Source organism: Pengzhenrongella frigida, assembly GCF_004168625.1.
In the GTDB taxonomy this organism is placed as follows: Bacteria; Actinomycetota; Actinomycetes; order Actinomycetales; family Cellulomonadaceae; genus Pengzhenrongella; species Pengzhenrongella frigida.
Genome location: NZ_SDWW01000010.1, coordinates 1 through 16,770, shown reverse-complemented (window position 1 = coordinate 16,770; position 16,770 = coordinate 1). Strand labels below are relative to the sequence as shown.

The window sequence follows — 16,770 nt, the reverse complement described above, 5'->3', positions numbered from 1 at the left end:
GTCGCCCGAATCACTCAGGGTCGTGCCCACGGCATGATGGGGGTTGCAAAGACGATCGAGGGGACCATGTATGGCCGACAAGGACGCTGGAACGTTCGACGGGCTGGAGGTCGGGAAGATCTCGGGGAAGTTCTTCGTCCCCAGGTACCAGCGCGGCTATCGATGGACCGAGATCGAAGTCACCCGGCTGCTTGAGGACATCCGAGGCAGTGAAGGGTCCACCTACTACTTGCAGCCCATCGTTGTGAAGCCCCTGGGGGACAACCGTTGGGAGCTGATTGACGGGCAACAGCGACTCACGACGCTGGCTCTCATCGTCCGCTACTTCAAGGCCTACGTCCCCATGGCAGAAGTGAAGTACACAATCGAGTACGAGACGAGACCGCTGAGCGCGGAATTTCTCCTGGAACCCACCAAGGAGAAGGCCGGCGAAAACATCGATTTCTTCCACATGTTCACTGCATGGCAGGCGATCGGCGCGTGGCTCGATCGGCAGGACGACGCCTCGACGTCGGCGTTCGAGATCTACTCGGCGCTTTCGCGCCGCGTGAAGGTGATCTGGTACGAAGCACCCGAGACCACCGACTCCATCGAGTTGTTCACGCGCCTGAACGTCGGCCGCATCCCGTTGACCGATGCCGAGCTCGTGAAGGCACTCCTGCTGTCCCTCAGCCGAGAGGTGGATGGAACGGACCGCGCTCTCAGCGTCGCCGCGGAGTGGGATGCGATCGAGCGCGACCTGCGCAATCCGGAGCTTTGGGCGTTCCTGACGGCGAGGTCCGACGACGAGGCGACGCACATCAGCCTGCTCCTCGACACGATCGCCGACCAGCTGTCTGATCGGTTACGGGCCCGCGACGGTAAGGACACCGGCGAGCGGAAGCCGCTGCGCGGACGCGACCGATCGAGCTTCCACACGTTCGAAACCTTGCGCAGAGCGATCGTCCAGCCTGGCGTCTTCGCGTGCCTGCTCTGCGACCACGACGTGAAGGCGGGCCAGGGTGCCGCCCATCTCTGGGATCACGTCGTCGATCTTCACTCACTACTCACCGGCTGGTTCGAGGAACGCGAACCGTTCCACAAGATCGGCTACCTGACCGCGTGTGGACTCCCGTTCGGTAGCGTGCTCGGTCTCGCAGTCGGGGCGACGAGAAGGCAGTTCGTCGAGAGCCTCGACAAGACGATCGCCAGCGGCCGTCGTGTTGGTCTGAACCTGACGCTTTCGGCATTGCGTGACCTTGCGTACGGCGAGGACGACGCGAAGATCCGGCGAGCACTCCTGCTTATGAACGTCGAGGCGGTGCGGAAACTGACCAACTCCACCGAGCGGTTCTCCTTCCACACGTATGCCGCCCGGAGTTGGTCCCTTGAGCACATCCACGCCCAGAACTCCGAAGGTCTCAACACCGTCGAGCAGTGGACAGAGTGGCTGCGCCAGCACAGGGACGCCCTGTCGGGCATGCCGAACCTCGAGGCCAAGGAGGTCGAGGATCTATCGGATCGGATCGACGAGACGCTCGCTGCACTGACGCTGGAGAAGTTCCAGGAACTTGAGACGGAGCTACGCGCGATCTACTCGTCTCCCGACGTCGATGTCACGCCGGAGGAGCATGCGCTCAGCAATCTCGCACTATTGGAGAAGAACGACAACAGCACGCTTAACAACTGGGTGTTCGAGGCGAAGCGGCAACTCGTACTCGGCCTCGACCGCAAGGGGTCGTACATCCCGATCTGCACCCGCAACGTCTTCCTCAAGTACTACACCGAGCGTCGTGCACAACAGCTCCACTTCTGGGGCCCACAGGACCGCCAGGCGTATATGACCGCCATCGAGCGCGAGCTCACCCAATACCTCCTGCCTGAGACCAAAGTGGCGGACGCATCATGAGCCGCATCGAGTCCTTCAGTCGCATGTTCTCCCCGGAGAGGGCTCACGGAGAAGTCATCACTCGGATCGAGATCCCGCTCATCCAGCGCGACTACGCTCAAGGCCGCCGCGGCGAGAAGATCGACGAGATCCGCCGCATCTTCCTCGGGGTCCTTAGGGGTGCGGTCTCCGGGAGCCACCCGCAGCCCGTCAGCCTCGACTTCGTCTACGGCGAGCTCAAGCAGGACGGCACGCTCCAGCCGCTCGACGGCCAGCAGCGGCTGACCACGCTGTTCCTTCTGCACTGGTACTTGGCCTCGCGAAGCGGCAACCTGAAAGAGGACTCCGCGTGGATCAACTTCACCTACGAGACGCGTCCGAGCGCCCGCCGGTTCTGCCATCGGCTGGCGGTCTCCCTCCCGAGCGCGGATGTCGGAACCCTGTCGGGGTGGGTCAAGGACCAGCCGTGGTACCTGTTCGTTTGGCGATACGACCCAACTATCAACTCGATGCTCGTCATGCTCGACGCGATCGACGACGAGTTCGGCGACGTGGACGCGCTCCAGGCATGGGAGCGGCTCACTGACGCAGACAACCCCGCGATCTCCTTCCACCTTCTCCCGCTCCCCGACATGGGCTCGGCCGAGGATCTCTACGTGAAGATGAACTCCCGGGGAAAGCCCCTCACGGACTTCGAGAACTTCAAGGCGCGCTTCGAGAAGGTGATTGAGTGGTCGCCGGTTGAATCGACGGAGTTCGCTCTCAAGGCAGACACCGTGTGGGCGGACCTCTTGTGGCGTTTCCGCGGCGACGACGACCTTGTGGACGACGAGTTCCTTCGCTACTTCGACTTCGTCACCGAAGTGTGTGAGTGGAGCGACGACCAACTCGGATCGGGTGCCGGGGTATCGACCCGGCTCCAGCGCGCGGCTCGTGTGTTCGGCGAAACGAACCCGCGGAGAGGTGGACACCTCGCGTTCTTGCTCAGCGCCTTCAACGTGTGGAAAGGCCTGGACGTCACGGCGATGTTCGCCGACCTCTTCGAAAAGTCGTCAGCCGACGTGGCCGACGATCGGCTTCCGTTGTTCTTCCGTGATCCCAACGCCAATCTGTTCGAAGCTGCCTGCCGCAACTACGGAGACGCCGGCGGCGGAGGCAACCGCACGTTCACCTTTGGTCAGACCCTGCTGCTCTACGCAGTCGTCCTTAACCTGGCTGGCGAGACCGATGAGTTCCCGGCCCGGTTGCGGGCGCTCCGCAACCTCATCGAGGGATCACAGTACGAGATGCGCGCCGAGCGGATGCCGAGACTTGTGGCCGACACCCGCGCGCTGATCACGCACGGCACTCTCCCTCAGCCTGGCAACACCTTCGCTGTCGCCCAGATCAGCGACGAATCCGACAAGCGGGCCTTCGTCCTCGAGCATCCCGAGCTCGCCCGAACACTGCAGAAGATGGAGGATCACATTCTCCTGAAAGGCTCGACCACCGCATTCGCGCTGGAGGCGCAGACGCTCGCGTCTCGTTGGGCCACCTTCGACAAGCTCATGGCCGACCCGAGCCTGTGGTGGGACACCACCGGTGCCCTGCTGACCTTCGGGGAGTACCAGTGGCCGCGCCAACGAAACGGCACACTGACAGACTCCGAGTCGTTCCAGTTCGGCACCTGGGATCGCGAGTACAGCGACTCGTGGCGCGAAGTGCTGGTTGGACGCACGCGCACGGATGCGGCCAACACCGCCACCGTGCTCGGAATGTTCCTCGACGCTGTTGCCGGTTCTCCGAGCCCTCTCCGCGCGACGCTCGAGCAGATCCAGGCCGACTGGCTACATGAATGTGAGGCGGCCGCCAGTTACGACTGGCGCTACTACGCCGTGAAGTACCGCGGCATGCGCGCCGGTGCCTCCGGCCGCTACTACGCCCACGGACGACGGATGGGCTTCAGTCTCACCAACCTCCCCGGCGGCAAGAAGTACCGAAACGCCTACCACCACGATCCCTACCTGCTCACGATCTATCGCGAGATGGGCGAGCTGGACGAGGTTCAACGACCATCCTTCTCCGGTTACGAATGGGACCCGCGGTGGCTACGGCTCGCGCACAGCGGGGTAGGCGTTCGTTGCGTCCCCGCCGGGTACGAGTTGCTGCCACCTAGTGCTGACGAGCATGCGGGCGCGTTCAAGGCCGCCGCGTACGCCTTGGGTGCGGTCGAGATCGACGGCGAGGAACCGAAGCTCTTGGTCCGGGTCGCGAAAGCCTCTGGCGATGAAACCGGCCCAGACTCCCAGGACCGAATCCTGTTCGGCGTCCGACTCGTCCGCGCCCTACTCGAGGCTGGACTGTAGAGAACGGCTCCGTCGATCGCGAGTGGCAGTCCTGCGCAGTGACGAGCGTGTCGCGCAGGGGGTCGACTTTGTGAAAGAGCCCGACCAGTACGTCGTCGTCGGTCTCGCAGTTGATCGGCGGAGAGCGTCACGCAATAGGGCGGTTTGCCGGCCGCGAAGTCCAGCGGAGAGCACCGGCTCGCCGCTATCGGGCCCAGCCCGCAGCCCGCCGGCCGCCGAGCTACAGAACGGAGCCTTCGGTTCCACGGCCCTAGGGTTGGTTCTGCCATGGAGACCGCACCCTGGATCGACGGCGCTGCGCTCCGCGCGGCGCGGATACGCGCTGGGCTGACGCAGCACGAGCTGGCGCATGAGGTCGGGGTCGTGGGCGGGGAGCGCGTCTCAATGTGGGAGCGCGGTGAGGCCCGGCCTCGGAGCCCGCAACTTCTGCACGCAGTGGCGCGCGCCCTAGGCGTGCCGGTGGCCGCTCTGCTCGTCGCGCCCGACGGCGGACCCGGCCTGCGGTGGCTCCGGTTTTCCGCAGGACTCAGTGTTGAGGAGCTCGCGCACGCGGTTCATCTGTCCGCCGCCTCGCTCAAACGCTGGGAGGCGCAGGGGCGCCGACGACTGCCGTCATCGGCGACCCTCGACTCCATCGCCCTGGCGCTCGGAGTCGACACGGCTGAGGTCAAGAACGCACTGCGTCGGTAGAAATGCGTCGTTTGCACCCCAGTAAGCGTCGCTTTCCCTAGCATGACTGGCGTCCCGTCCTGCGGGGGAGGACGGCTGCAAGCTTGCTGGTCCGAGTGCCATCCGTCGTTCAGGCGGCTCGGTCATCCACAGCGGTCGGACGCCGACGTAGCCAATATGCACCATAGGCACTAGCGTTTAAGGATCAACTTGAGTTGACAGTGAGCACGCCGGCTTCACCAGCCGCCTGAGGGCGACGAAGCGTAGGGGGGCAGATGACAAGACCCGATCGACGGGCGCTGAGCGTCGTGTTCGCCGCGCTCGTCGTCATGTCCGCCGCAGGTTGCACCGGCGACCCGACTCCGCCGTCCCCCGTTGAGACGGGCGCGCCGTCAACACCCCCGGCAACGTCGCCCACACCCTCATCTTCGCCTGAAGGCGACGCGGAGCTCAGGGCAGAGGAAGTGGTCCGCGCCTACCTCCGGGCGCAGACGGACTGCCTGTCGGATCCGCCCACGACCGAGCCCACCTGCTTCGACACCGTCGCGATCGGGACCGAGCTGGTCAACCTCAAGAACGCCCTGACCAGCGCCCAGGCGATGGAGACTCGTGTCGTCGGTGAGATCGCCCCCGCCTCGATACAGATGCAGGGCGTCGACCTGGCGAGCGACCCTGCGGCGTCGCCGCCGGTCGTGCCGACCGTCGTGCTCGTTGTCTGCGCTGACGTGAGCGGCTACAACGTGGTGGACAAGGCCGGGCAGTCGATCGTGCCGCCCGACCGGGCAGCGACGAGCCCCCTCGAGGTCTCCGTCTACAACTACGAGTACCCGAACCAGGCGCAGTGGCGAGTCGGCTATGTCGTCCCGGCAGAGGACTCGGCGTGCAGTGGCTGACGCGCCGACTGCTGGCGGCAGTCGCCATCGCGGGGGTGCTTGTCGGGGTGGGCGCGCCGATGGCGTTGGCCGACGGAGCGACGTGCACGTCTTACAACTTGTTCGGCGTCTGCATGGTGTGGGCGGGGACTCCCGCCACCCCCGGTGACAGCGGGGGATCGGGCTCAAGCCCGGGAGGTGGTTCGGGCGGCACCCCGACCATCCCGATCATCCAGATTGACGGCCAGGACTGCTTGCCCGTCGGCCTTGCAGATCCGCAGCCACCGCAGACTGAGGCGGTCTGGGCGGGGCATACGGATGGCGCGATCTACCACTGCGAGGTCCCGACAGGGCTCGGCGGCATGTTCGTCGCCGGCTACCTGATTCCGTACTGGTCGCTCGCCGCGCCTGCCGCACCGCCGGACCCGGCGGCCCTCGCCCAGCAGGCTGTCGCGTCGATGCAGCTCCAGGCCGTGAGAGTCGGGATCGTTCCCGAGGCGAGGGCCGGGTCGGTCGGTCTGGTGGGGATGCCGAACTGGATGTGGGTCTCGGCTCCGGACGCGAAGACCTTCGGGCCCATCACGCGCACAGCTTCCGCGGGCGGCTGGGACGTCTCCGCCACGGCGCAGGTCGCCGGGGTGTCCTGGGACATGGGTGATGGACAGGTCGTCACGTGCGCGGGACCAGGGACTCCCTACCAGGCGTCGTATGGAGCGTCGTCGTCGCCGGACTGTGGGCACACCTATACCCGGCAGGGCACCCACATAGTGCGAGCGACGTCGCACTGGGTCGTGGCCTGGTCGGGCATCGGCCAGGCCGGAACGATCACGCTCGACCTGACCCAGGCGACGGACGTGACGATCGGCGAAGCGCAGGTGCTCACCCAATGAGCCGCGACGAAAGGCCTCAGACATGACGACGAGCGCGGTCAACTCACCGGCGCGGACGGGGCGTGGCACAGCCGCTGCCACTCGCCCCTTGAACGGCTCGACACCCTCGACCGAGGTGCCCACCCCGCCGCGTGCCCGCCGGCGCTGGGGGTTGTTCGCCGCGATGGTCCTGGTCGTCGCGTTGGGCGCGCTGGGCAATGTTTGGTTGCTGGCCTCGACGACGACGGCGCAGGAGGTCGTCGCGGCCCGTTCGACCATCGAGCGCGGCTCCGTGATCGCGCGCGAGGACCTGATGACCGTCCGCGTCGAACTCGACCCCGCCCTGCACACCCTCCCCGGCGGGGACCTGGCGAGCCTGGTCGGGCAACGGGCCGCCCTCGACGTCGCGGCGGGTTCGCTGGTGACGACCGAGTCGGTCACCGAGACCACGGTCCCGCCGGCGGGCGCCTCGCTGGTCGGGATCGGCGTGGCCCAGGCGCGGATGCCGGGCGTCACCCTGGTGGCCGGAGACCAGGTCCGCGTCGTGGCGACCCCGCAACTGGCGACCGGAACCGCCACCGATGTCACGCCCGCTTCGATCAGCGCGGTCGTCGTCGGTACCCAAACAGGCACGGACGCCACGGGAGCGGGAGCGCAAACGATCGTCACTGTCCAGGTGCCGACCGCCGACGCCACGGCCCTGGCCGCGATGACCGCGACCGAGAACGTCGTTCTCGTCCTCGACTCCCGGGAGCGGTGAGCCGATGAGCCTCATCGTCCTGACCTCGGCGAGCGGGTCGCCCGGCGTGACGACCACCGCGCTGGGGTTGGCCCTGACGTGGCACCGGCCATGCCTGCTCGTCGAGGCAGACCCCACTGGGGGTTCCGCTGTCGCCGCCGGGTACCTGCGCGGGTCGATTCAGCCGCCCGAGGCGATGATCGAACTGGCCCTCGCGCAGCAGGACGGCCGACTCCTGCTCGACACCCTCCCCGAGATCACTCTCGAGCTGCCGGGGTCGGGCCTGCGGTTTATCCCGGGCACCCGGTCGCACGACCAGGCGCGCAGCCTCGTCGGCCTGTGGGAGCCGCTCACCGTGGCGCTGCGCTCACTCGACGACACCGGGCAGGACATCGTGGTCGATGCCGGTCGACTGGGGCTGTTCGGCAGCCCGGAGCCGCTGATCGAGGCCGCCGATCTCGCGCTCCTGGTCGTTCGGACCGACCTCGTCGCCCTCTCAGCGGCCAGGTCGTGGGCCGAGACGCTCCGTGACAGGTTCGACCGGGCGGGTGCCAGCGGTTCGCTCGGCGTGCTGCTCGTCGGCGAGCGTGCACCGTTCAGCGCTCGCGAGGTCTCCCAGGTCCTGTCCCTCCCAGTGGTGGCCACGGTGGCCTGGGACCCGGAGCACGCTGCCGTGCTGTCGCACGGCTCGCAACCGCCGCGCCCCGGGTCGCTGCACCGGCTCGCGGGTCGGTCGGGCTGGGAGGACTCCTCGCTCTTGCGCAGCATCCGCGCGGCAGGCAGCACGATCACCGGCACGCTCCGCGCCACCGCCGCCCGCCTGGAAGCCGCGGAAGGGGGACCGCGATGACCAGCGAGCCGAGCATCGAACCACTGCCGCCGACCGACCCGACGGACCCGGCCGCGCTTCCGCTCTTCGCGGCACTGCCTGCCCGGCCCGGTCGCGTCCGCGGTGACTTCTCGATCCGGCCCGCGGTTGTCGGGCCCGCCGCGCTCGAGGACGCCCGCCGCAGGCGATTGGCGATGCACCACCCGCCGACAACCACCGCAGCGAGCGGCGTCAGCGCCGAGACACCGGTCGATTGGGAGCTTGTGCGAGCCTTCCGCACCGTCGTCGCGGGCCGCCTGACCGCCGCACTGGGCGGGGACTGGCACAAAGGCTCCGCCGACGACGCCCCGGCAACGCCCCGCCGAGCGGTCGACCTGGACCGCGACGAGCAGGAGCGGTACGGCTGGGCGGTCATCCACGACGTGCTGAAAGAGCACACCGCCGACGTCGTCAACGCCGGCTCCGGTGACGCCTGGACTAGCGCCGAGCAGACGCAGATGGCGCAAGCGGTCTTCGATGCCGTCTTCCGCCTGGGTCGGCTCCAGCCGCTGATCGACGACGACCGGGCTGAGAACATCTTCATCCTCGGCCACGACCGAGTGCTGCTCCAGCTCGTGGACGGCTCCCGCATCCAGGTCGATCCGGTGGCCGACAGCGACGACGAGCTCATCGACTTCCTGCGCTTTCTCGCCAACCGGTCGGAGTCGAACCCGCGCCCGTTCTCCGAGAGCACCCCGCGTCTGCACCTCAAGCTCGACGGCGGCGCGCGGTTGGCGGCAACGGCGTGGGTGACCAGCAGCCCAACCGTCGTCATCCGCCGCCACCGGCACAAGGTCGACACGCTGGCGGCCTGGGTGGACCGCGGTTGCATGACCCCTGCCTGCGCGGACTTCCTCGCCGCGGCCGTGCGGGGTAAGTGGAGCATCGTCGTGGCCGGTCCGATGTCTGCCGGCAAGACGACCCTCATGCGCGCGCTGTGCGCGGAGATCCCGCGCGATGAGGTTTTGGGCACCTTCGAGACCGAGTACGAGCTGTTCCTGCGAGAGACGGGCCGCCACGACATCGTCGTGGACTGGGAAGCCCGACCCGGCATGGGCGAGATCGGCGCGGACGGTCGGGCCGCCGGTGCGTTCGACCTCGACGAGGCGCTCAACGACAGCTTCCGGTTCGCCCTCGACCGGCAGATCGTCGGCGAGATCCGCGGCCGCGAGGTCTGGACGATGATCAAGGCGATGGAGAGCGGCACCGGGTCGCTCTCCACCACGCACGCCGCCGGCGCCGAGGTCGCCATCCGCAAGCTCGTCACCTGCGCGATGGAAGCTGGCGGGCACGTGACCCGGGAACTGGCCCTGGAGAAGCTCGCCGGGTGCCTCGAGGTGATCGTGCAGCTCAATCGGCGGGTCGTCGCGATGCCGGACGGCTCCCAGCAGCTGCGCCGCTGGGTGAGTGAAGTCGTCGTCGTCGAGGCCGGTGAGCGTGAGAAGGGCTACGCCCTCACGCACCTGTTCGGTCCCTCCAGCACCGGACCCGCGCGAGCGAGCGGCCTGATGAGCGAGCGGTGCAAGGACCTCACGGTCGACGGGTTCGACCTCGGCCTCTACCAAGGCGAGGCAGACGGTCGGGGGTGGCCCACATGAACGTCTGGGTGTGGTCGGTACTGTTCGGCGCCCTCGTCGTCGCCGGCCTGGTCGGGACGGTGCTCGCGCTGCGACCCCAGCCAGCCCGCGAACCGGTGGCGCGCCGCCCGACGGCTCTAGCACGACGATTGGCGGGCGTGTCCCGTCGGACCCGGCTGGTGCTGACCGTCTCGGTCGGCAGCGGACTGCTGATCGCCCTGCTAACCGGGTGGGTGGCCGCAGTGGTGATCCTCCCCGCCGCCGCGCTGGGCGTGCCCTACCTCCTGGCTGCCCCGCCCACAGCCACCACGATTCGCCGGCTGGAGGCGATGGAGGAGTGGACCCGCAACCTCGCGGGCGTGCTGAGCTCGGGAGTCGGCCTCGAGCAGGCCGTGACCGCGACACTGCGGTCGACACCCGACGCGATCAAGCCTGAGGTCACCCTGCTTGTCGCTCGACTCCGCGCGCGGTGGGACACCGAGCAGGCGCTGCGAGCCTTCGCCGACGACCTGGACGACGTCACCGGCGACCTCATCGTCGCCAACCTCATCCTCGCCGCGCAGCGTCGGAACCGGAGCCTGGCGAACGCCCTGCAGGGCGTGGCCGAGTCGGTCGCCGAGGACGTGACCTCCCGCCGCAAGGTGGAGGCGGGGCGCGCGAAGCCGCGCGGCAGCGCCCGGCTCGTCACGACCTTCTCCGCCGGTGTTCTCGTCTGGCTGGCGTTCACGGGCGACTACGTGGCGCCGTACGGCACTCCGGTCGGGCAAGTGCTGCTGGTCGTGCTGCTCACCGCCTACGCCGGCGGGCTCCTGTGGATGCGAAAGATGACCGAGGGGAAGCCGCTGCCCAGGTTCCTCGGTCCGGCCGCGAAGGCTGGCGTCCGATGACCGCCCTGCAGATGGCCCTCGTGCTCGGCGTCGTCGTCGGTGCCGGTCTGGCCGGGGCGTTGTTTGCGCTCGTACCGGCCCAACCGGACCTTGGCGACGTTCTCGCCCGGTTGACCCCAGCATCCCGGCGCCGCGTGGCCACCACCTCGGCGTCGGCGACCCCGGACGCCGAGGAACGCCTGGGGATCTGGGCCGAACGGACCTTGCCGGCCCGGCTGCTCGGTGCGGCCCCTACCCGCGATCTCGCTGTCCTTCGCCGTACCCCGGCGCAGTTCTACGGCCGCAAGGTCGCCTACGGACTGCTCGGCCTGGCCCTACCCTCCCTCCTCACCGGGTTCTTCGCCCTGCTGGGCATCCACGTACCGGGCGTCGTCCCGGTCGGCGGCACCGTGCTGCTGGGCGCGCTGATGTTCATGGCCCCGTCGCGAGACATCGCCGAGGAGGCCAGGCGGGCGCGAGCCGAATGCGCCCGAGCGCTCAGCGCCTACATCGAGCTGTGCGCCCTGGAGCGCAACAGCGGCGCCGGGGCGACTATCGCGCTGGCCAATGCCGCCGCGATCGGCGACTCCTGGGTGTTCAGCCGCATCCGCGAGGAGCTGGCCCGTGCCCGGTACAACGGCCAGCCGCCCTGGGACGCACTGATCGAGCTATCCGACACCCTCGGCCTTCCCGAGCTGGCCGACGTCGCCCACATCATGCAGCTGGCCGGCGACGAGAACTCCGAGGTCTACCGATCCCTGCGCGCCCGCAGCGCCACCGTGCGCAGCAGCCTGCTCTCCGACGAGCTCGCCGAAGCCAACGTCGTCGAAGAGCAGATGTACGTGCCCGGATCACTCCTCGGCCTGGTGTTCCTCGCCCTGCTGATGGCTCCCTCGCTGCTGCGTCTGTTCGACATGTAGCTCACCGCACCGCCCGCCACCAGGAAGGAAGAACGATGCCCCATCACCTGATCGCCACCCTGCTCACCTTCGGGCTGACCCTGCGCGACCGCGCCCGGACCGCCCTGACCCACGCCGACGACGAGGGCGCCAGCACGGTGGAGATCGTGTTCTGGTCCGTCGGGCTGCTCGTGCTCGCCGGACTCGTCTACGCCGCGATCCTGGCGTTCGTGAACAGCAAGATCCCGGGGATCAGCTGAGCCCCGTGCAGCACCGTCGAGCCGACGCGAGGCGCAAACGGGCGCTCGCGGCTGTTGCGCGCCCGCCGAACGACCGCGGTTCGGCGACCGTGCAGATCGTTGTGCTGATGCCGGTGCTGTTCCTGCTGATGTTCACCGGCATGCAGGCCGCATTGATCTATCACGCCCGGACCGTGGCGATCGCTGCCGCGCAGGAGGGTGCGCGTACCGCTGCCGCGCAGTTCTCGTCGGCCGCAGCCGGCGACGCCGCAGCGGAGCAGTTCATCGCTTCCGCCGGGGGTGGGGACGTGCTGCGGGGAGTCACGGTCAGGACGACGAGAGACGCGACCACCACCTCGGTGGCCGTTTCGGGCGAGACCATGAGTGTGGTTCCGGGCTGGACGCCGCGGATCGTCCAGAGTGCGTCGGCACCCGTGGAGCGGGTGACTGGATGAGCGCCCTGCTCGCTCGCGCCCGACGACGTCTCGGCGGCCGAGCCTCGGACGAGGGGTCGACCGTCCTCGAGGTCGTCATCCTTGCCCCGGCGCTCGCCCTGTTCCTCGGACTCATCGTTGCCGGCGGGCGGCTCGCCGTCGCCCACCAGTCGGTGGAGGCTGCCGGCGCCCAAGCCGCACGGGCGGCCTCCATCGCCCGCACCCAGGACGAGTCGCTGGCTGCAGCCCGGTCAGCGGCGACCTCGGCGCTCGATGATCAAGGACTGAACTGCGTCACCAGCGACGTGAGCGTTGACGTCGCCGGCTTTGCGACACCCGTCGGAACCCCGGCTTCAGTCGGGGTGACAGTGACGTGCGAGGTGTCCCTCGCCGACACCCTGCCCGGTCTGCCCGGGACGATCGCAGTCAGTTCCACGGTCCGCTCGGCCCTCGACACCTACCGAGAACGGTGACCACCATGCCCATCACCCTTCTGCGACGTCGTCTCGCGCAGGACGATCCCGAGCGGGGCTCAGCGACGATCTGGATGATCACGACCGCGCTGACGATGGTCCTGCTGGTCGGGCTTGCGGTCGACCTCGGGGGCCAGGTGCTCGCGAAGCAGCACGCCCAGGTCGTCGCGTTCGAGGCGGCGCGCGCTGGCGGTCAGCAACTCCAGGGTGCGGCCGCCGTACTCGGCGATGCGGCAGTGGTGGACCCGGCCGGCGCGGTCGCGGCGGCCTCGAACTACCTCGCGGGAACGGCCGACGTCACCGGCACCGTCAGTGCCGTCGGGACTCGCGTCGTGGTGGATACCACCACGAGCTACCAGACCCAGTTTCTGTCGATCATCGGCATCCGGGAACTGACTGTCACCGGCCACGCCGAGGTGCAGACCGTTCGCGCTGTGGAGGGAGTGGTCCGATGAGACTGCGCGCTCGCCTGGTCGGCCTCCTCGCCAGCGTCCTGCTGATCGGCGTCGTAGTCGCAGTCCCGGCAGTGCTCGTTCGGGTCGGCGTCGACCTGATCCCGAGCGGCCTGCCCACTCTCGAGCTGGTCTGGATCGCCCTGCGGTCGCCCGACGACGGCGCCCTCGTGCTTCAGGCCGTCACGCTCGTCGCCTGGTTGGCTTGGCTGGTCCTGAGCGTGAGCATCGTGCTCGAGGTGGTCGCTCGCCTGCGAGGGGTGCGCGCGCCAAACATCCCGGGCCTGCAGGTCCCGCAGCTCGCGGCGCTGCAGCTCGTGAGCGCTGCGGCACTGCTGTTCGTGGCTATCCCCTCGATCGGCACCAGCGTCGCTGAGGCTGCCCCGGCCCATGCGGCCATGGCGCACGACGTCATCGACGCGCCAGTCTTGGTCGAATCGCGTCCGGTCGGCACCGGGCCCGCCTCGCCAGGCGAGTGGTCCACCTACACGATCCGGCTCGGCGACAGCCTGTCGGCCATCGCCCGAGACCAGCTCGGTGACGCAGACCGGTGGTCGGAGCTCGTCGACCTCAACCCGGTCGTGGCCGACGATCCGGATCTGATCTACGTCGGCACCGTGCTGCGGCTGCCCGCGCTCGTCGCGCCCGCAGCGCCGGCGAACTCCCGCACCTACACCGTGCAATCAGGCGACAGTCTCTCGAGCATCGCCGTCCGCGAGCTCGGTGACGCCGAGCGGTACCCGGAGATCTTCGAGGCCAGCAAGAACACCGTCCAGCCCGACGGGCGACAGGTCGTCGACCCGGACGTGATCGACGTCGGCCAGGTGCTGACCATCCCCGGAACGGTGGAACCGACCACAGCGCCAGCCGCCCCGGCCCCCGTCGCAGCAACTACCGAGCCCATGGCAGATCCGGTACCGGACGTCGCAATACCCGAGCCCAGCGAGGTGCCGACGAACACCTACCGGGCACCCGAGTCGATTCCGGCCGGAGCCGCGCAGGTCGACGCACCGGAGCAGGACGACGAGGAGGCCTCCACTGCCGCGCCGTGGCTTCTCGCCGGACTCACCGGGGGCGGCGCGGTGCTCGCGGGCGCGCTCTTCCTTCTGCGCGCTCGTCGCCGTCGGGCCCAGTCCCGCGCACGACGGCCGGGGCACACCCTTCCCGCTCCGGACGTCGCCCTCGCGTCGGTCGAGAAGACGATCAGCGCCGTCGGCGCGGTCACGGCCCCGACCGTCAAGCACATGGACGCGGTCCTTCGCCGGTTGGCCGCATCGGTCACCCGGGACGGCGCGACCATGCCGGACCTGGCGGCCGTCGAGCTGACGGCGACCCACGTCGTTCTGCACCTGGGGACGTCGACCTCGCTGCGCTCGCCGTGGCTCGGCAGCTCCGACGGGTATCACTGGCGCATTCCGGCCACCCTGCCGCTGGACGACATCGGACCCGAGGTGACCGATCAACCGGCGCCCTACCCGTTGCTGGTCACCATCGGGATCGGTGACGACGAGGGGGTGTGGCTGCTCAACGTCGAAGACCTCGACGTTTCCATCACGGGCGACCCAACCTACGGACTGGACTTCGCGCGCTACCTCGTCGCCGAGGTCGCGTGCAACCCGTGGTCGGCGGGCGCCAGGGTCCACTGCGTCGGCGTCGGCACCGAGCTCGCCGGGCTCAACCCCGATCGGGTCCGGGTCCACGAGGGGCCCGCGGACGGGGACGACCCGGTCGACGAGGCCCTGGCGGAGGCTTTGCGCACCCTCGACAACGCGACTGATGTTGGCGTCGACGTCGTCACCGCGCGGGCCACCCAGGCGGGAGCCGAAGCCTGGACCGCCCGATTGCTCCTGCTCGACGCCTCGACTACCCACCCTGCGCTGAACGAGCTGCTCGAGCTCGTCCACGCCAATCCCGGGCGCACCGGTACCTGCGTCGTCCTGAACGGCACTCGGCCGGACGCACCCGGCATCGTGCTCGACGTCACCGCCAACGGGCGGATCACCCTCGCCAGTGCGGGCCTCGACCTCGTCGCCGTCGGACTGACCAGCGACGAGGCCCAGGGGTGCGCGGCCCTGCTGGCGCAGAGCGAGCTCGTTGACGCCGTCGCCGTGCCCGTCGATAACCAAGCCACCGAGGGCTGGCGGTCCTTCGTGGACCAGGCCGGCGCGCTTCGGGACGAGCACACCCTGCCGCGGGAACCCGCGCTCGAGGGCGACCCGGACGAGGGCAGACCGGCTGAGCAGCAGGGGAGCACCGTTCTGAGCGAACCCGACGAGCTCTACTTGGATGGCGCGGCCACGACGTCCGAGGACCTGCAAGCCCTCGCCCCCCGGGTTGCGGCGGCGGTGCGTCGCGAGGTCGAGGACGCCGACCCCCTTCTCGACGAGGATGTCGCCGCCTGGTTCGCCGAGTCCAGCCGCCTGCCGAAGCTGCGCCTGCTCGGCCCGGTGCGCGCCACCACTCGCGGCAAGCCTCTGCTCAAACGCAAGCCCTACATGACCGAGCTCCTGACGTTCATCGCGCTGCATCCGCACGGCGCCACCCCGGGCGAGGTCTCCGAAGCGTTCGGGCTCACCGGGGCCAAGGTCCGCGAGTACGTCCGGCTCGTGCGCGAGTGGCTTGGGACCGACCCCCGCACGGGTGAGCCGCACGTTCCCGACGCCCGCCTCGCGCAGGGGGCGCTGCACCGCGGAACGCCGGTGTACGAAGTGGTTGACCTGATCGTCGACCTCGACCTGTTCCGCCGCCTGCGCGCCCGAGGGCAAGCGCGCGGGACCGACGGCATCGACGACCTGCGCACCGCCCTTCGCCTCGTCGAGGGCCGCCCCTTCGACGCCCCGGCTCAACGACGAGCCGGCGGCGGGTGGACCTGGCTCGTCGACGGCGACCGGATCGATGAGCACGCGGTGGTCGCCGTCGTCGACGTTGCCCACCTCGTCGTCACGCACGCCCTCGCCGCAGGCGACGTGGTGGCGGCGCGCATGGCCGCCGAGACAGCGGCAATGGCGGCACCCTTCGAGGAGATCCCGCGGCTAGACCTTGCCGCGGTGGCCACGGCCGAGGGACGCCACGCCGAGGCGAACCGGATCATCCGCGACGAGATCGCCAACCGCACCGACGACGAGGGTGCGCCGCCCGAACTCGTCGGCCGCACCGAGGAGATCCTGCGGGGCCGGGTCGGCTGGCTGGGGAGCAGAGCATCGTGACAACTTCCCCTCGACGGCGCGATGGCGCTCGTCTGCGGCAGCCGAGCCTCGATGAACCGAGCGCGATGCTGGTGCGAGCACGCGGCCGCGACCTACCTGCTCTCGCTCTGGTCATTGCTCGGGCGATGGCTCGCCAGCCCTTCGGTACCGTCATTGGCTGGCCCTTGGCGATTCTCGGCTGGCCGATGTGGCTCGCGGTGCTGACGATGCTCAGCGAGGATCTCTGGCACATCGATCGGCACGCGATGATTGCAATTCGTGCCCCTAACACCTCACGGATTCCCTCCTTGCATCAGCTCCGTGGTCTGTTCGTAATGGGGCTCTTCACAGATGAGGGTGTAGCCGGGGTGGGCGCGTCGGTCGCTGGGTAGAGGTCGAGGCCTTCCGATGATGGA

The 16,770-nt window shown here is 68.9% G+C and carries 15 protein-coding genes; all 15 read left to right on the top strand.

The features are described from left to right. The first annotated feature begins 70 nt into the window (after positions 1-70). The 15 genes from EUA98_RS05765 (at position 71) to EUA98_RS05695 (ending at position 16,375) form a co-directional block, all read left to right on the top strand. Positions 71-1,888 carry a DUF262 domain-containing protein gene (locus tag EUA98_RS05765; RefSeq protein WP_130101729.1) on the top strand — a complete coding sequence of 606 codons (1,818 nt, stop codon included), beginning with the start codon at positions 71-73 and terminating at the stop codon, positions 1,886-1,888. Then, on the top strand, positions 1,885-4,212 hold the full coding sequence (locus tag EUA98_RS05760) for a DUF262 domain-containing protein (protein ID WP_130101728.1): 2,328 nt from the start codon (positions 1,885-1,887) through the stop codon (positions 4,210-4,212). Before EUA98_RS05765 ends, EUA98_RS05760 begins: the two co-directional genes overlap by 4 nt. 267 nt (positions 4,213-4,479) lie before the next feature. Next, positions 4,480-4,902 (top strand): helix-turn-helix domain-containing protein, encoded by a 423-nt coding sequence (locus EUA98_RS05755; RefSeq protein ID WP_130101727.1) that lies wholly within the window; start codon positions 4,480-4,482, stop codon positions 4,900-4,902. Positions 4,903-5,345: 443 nt separating this feature from the next. Next, positions 5,346-5,774 carry a hypothetical protein gene (locus EUA98_RS05750; RefSeq protein WP_130101726.1) on the top strand — a complete coding sequence of 143 codons (429 nt, stop codon included), beginning with the start codon at positions 5,346-5,348 and terminating at the stop codon, positions 5,772-5,774. After that, positions 5,762-6,643: a hypothetical protein gene (locus EUA98_RS05745; protein ID WP_130101725.1), complete on the top strand. Its 882-nt coding sequence runs from the start codon at positions 5,762-5,764 to the stop codon at positions 6,641-6,643. Before EUA98_RS05750 ends, EUA98_RS05745 begins: the two co-directional genes overlap by 13 nt. Positions 6,644-6,758: 115 nt before the next feature. After that, the gene (locus tag EUA98_RS05740) at positions 6,759-7,382 is read left to right on the top strand and encodes an SAF domain-containing protein (RefSeq protein WP_242511301.1); all 624 of its coding nucleotides are present in this window, start codon (positions 6,759-6,761) and stop codon (positions 7,380-7,382) included. Positions 7,383-7,386: 4 nt separating this feature from the next. Next, positions 7,387-8,211: a P-loop NTPase family protein gene (locus EUA98_RS05735; protein ID WP_130101723.1), complete on the top strand. Its 825-nt coding sequence runs from the start codon at positions 7,387-7,389 to the stop codon at positions 8,209-8,211. Further along, complete coding sequence (locus EUA98_RS05730; RefSeq protein ID WP_130101722.1) at positions 8,208-9,827, top strand: TadA family conjugal transfer-associated ATPase; 1,620 nt, start codon at positions 8,208-8,210, stop codon at positions 9,825-9,827. Before EUA98_RS05735 ends, EUA98_RS05730 begins: the two co-directional genes overlap by 4 nt. After that, positions 9,824-10,693, top strand: coding sequence for a type II secretion system F family protein (locus EUA98_RS05725; protein ID WP_130101721.1), 870 nt, complete (start codon positions 9,824-9,826; stop codon positions 10,691-10,693). The genes EUA98_RS05730 and EUA98_RS05725 overlap by 4 nt, the downstream gene beginning before the upstream one ends. Beyond that, positions 10,690-11,592, top strand: a complete 903-nt coding sequence (locus tag EUA98_RS05720) for a hypothetical protein (RefSeq protein WP_130101720.1) — start codon at positions 10,690-10,692, stop codon at positions 11,590-11,592. The genes EUA98_RS05725 and EUA98_RS05720 overlap by 4 nt, the downstream gene beginning before the upstream one ends. Before the next feature lie 35 nt (positions 11,593-11,627). Beyond that, a complete protein-coding gene (locus EUA98_RS05715) occupies positions 11,628-11,831 on the top strand; it encodes a hypothetical protein (protein ID WP_130101719.1) in 204 nt (67 codons plus the stop codon). Between the two features lie 89 nt (positions 11,832-11,920). Beyond that, positions 11,921-12,265 carry a TadE family protein gene (locus EUA98_RS05710; RefSeq protein ID WP_242511300.1) on the top strand — a complete coding sequence of 115 codons (345 nt, stop codon included), beginning with the start codon at positions 11,921-11,923 and terminating at the stop codon, positions 12,263-12,265. Further along, positions 12,262-12,717: a TadE/TadG family type IV pilus assembly protein gene (locus EUA98_RS05705; protein ID WP_130101718.1), complete on the top strand. Its 456-nt coding sequence runs from the start codon at positions 12,262-12,264 to the stop codon at positions 12,715-12,717. Before EUA98_RS05710 ends, EUA98_RS05705 begins: the two co-directional genes overlap by 4 nt. Positions 12,718-12,722: 5 nt before the next feature. Then, positions 12,723-13,172: a TadE/TadG family type IV pilus assembly protein gene (locus tag EUA98_RS05700; protein ID WP_130101717.1), complete on the top strand. Its 450-nt coding sequence runs from the start codon at positions 12,723-12,725 to the stop codon at positions 13,170-13,172. After that, entirely contained in the window at positions 13,169-16,375 is a 3,207-nt protein-coding gene (locus EUA98_RS05695; RefSeq protein ID WP_130101716.1) for a LysM peptidoglycan-binding domain-containing protein, read from the top strand. Before EUA98_RS05700 ends, EUA98_RS05695 begins: the two co-directional genes overlap by 4 nt. The last annotated feature ends 395 nt before the right edge of the window (positions 16,376-16,770 follow it).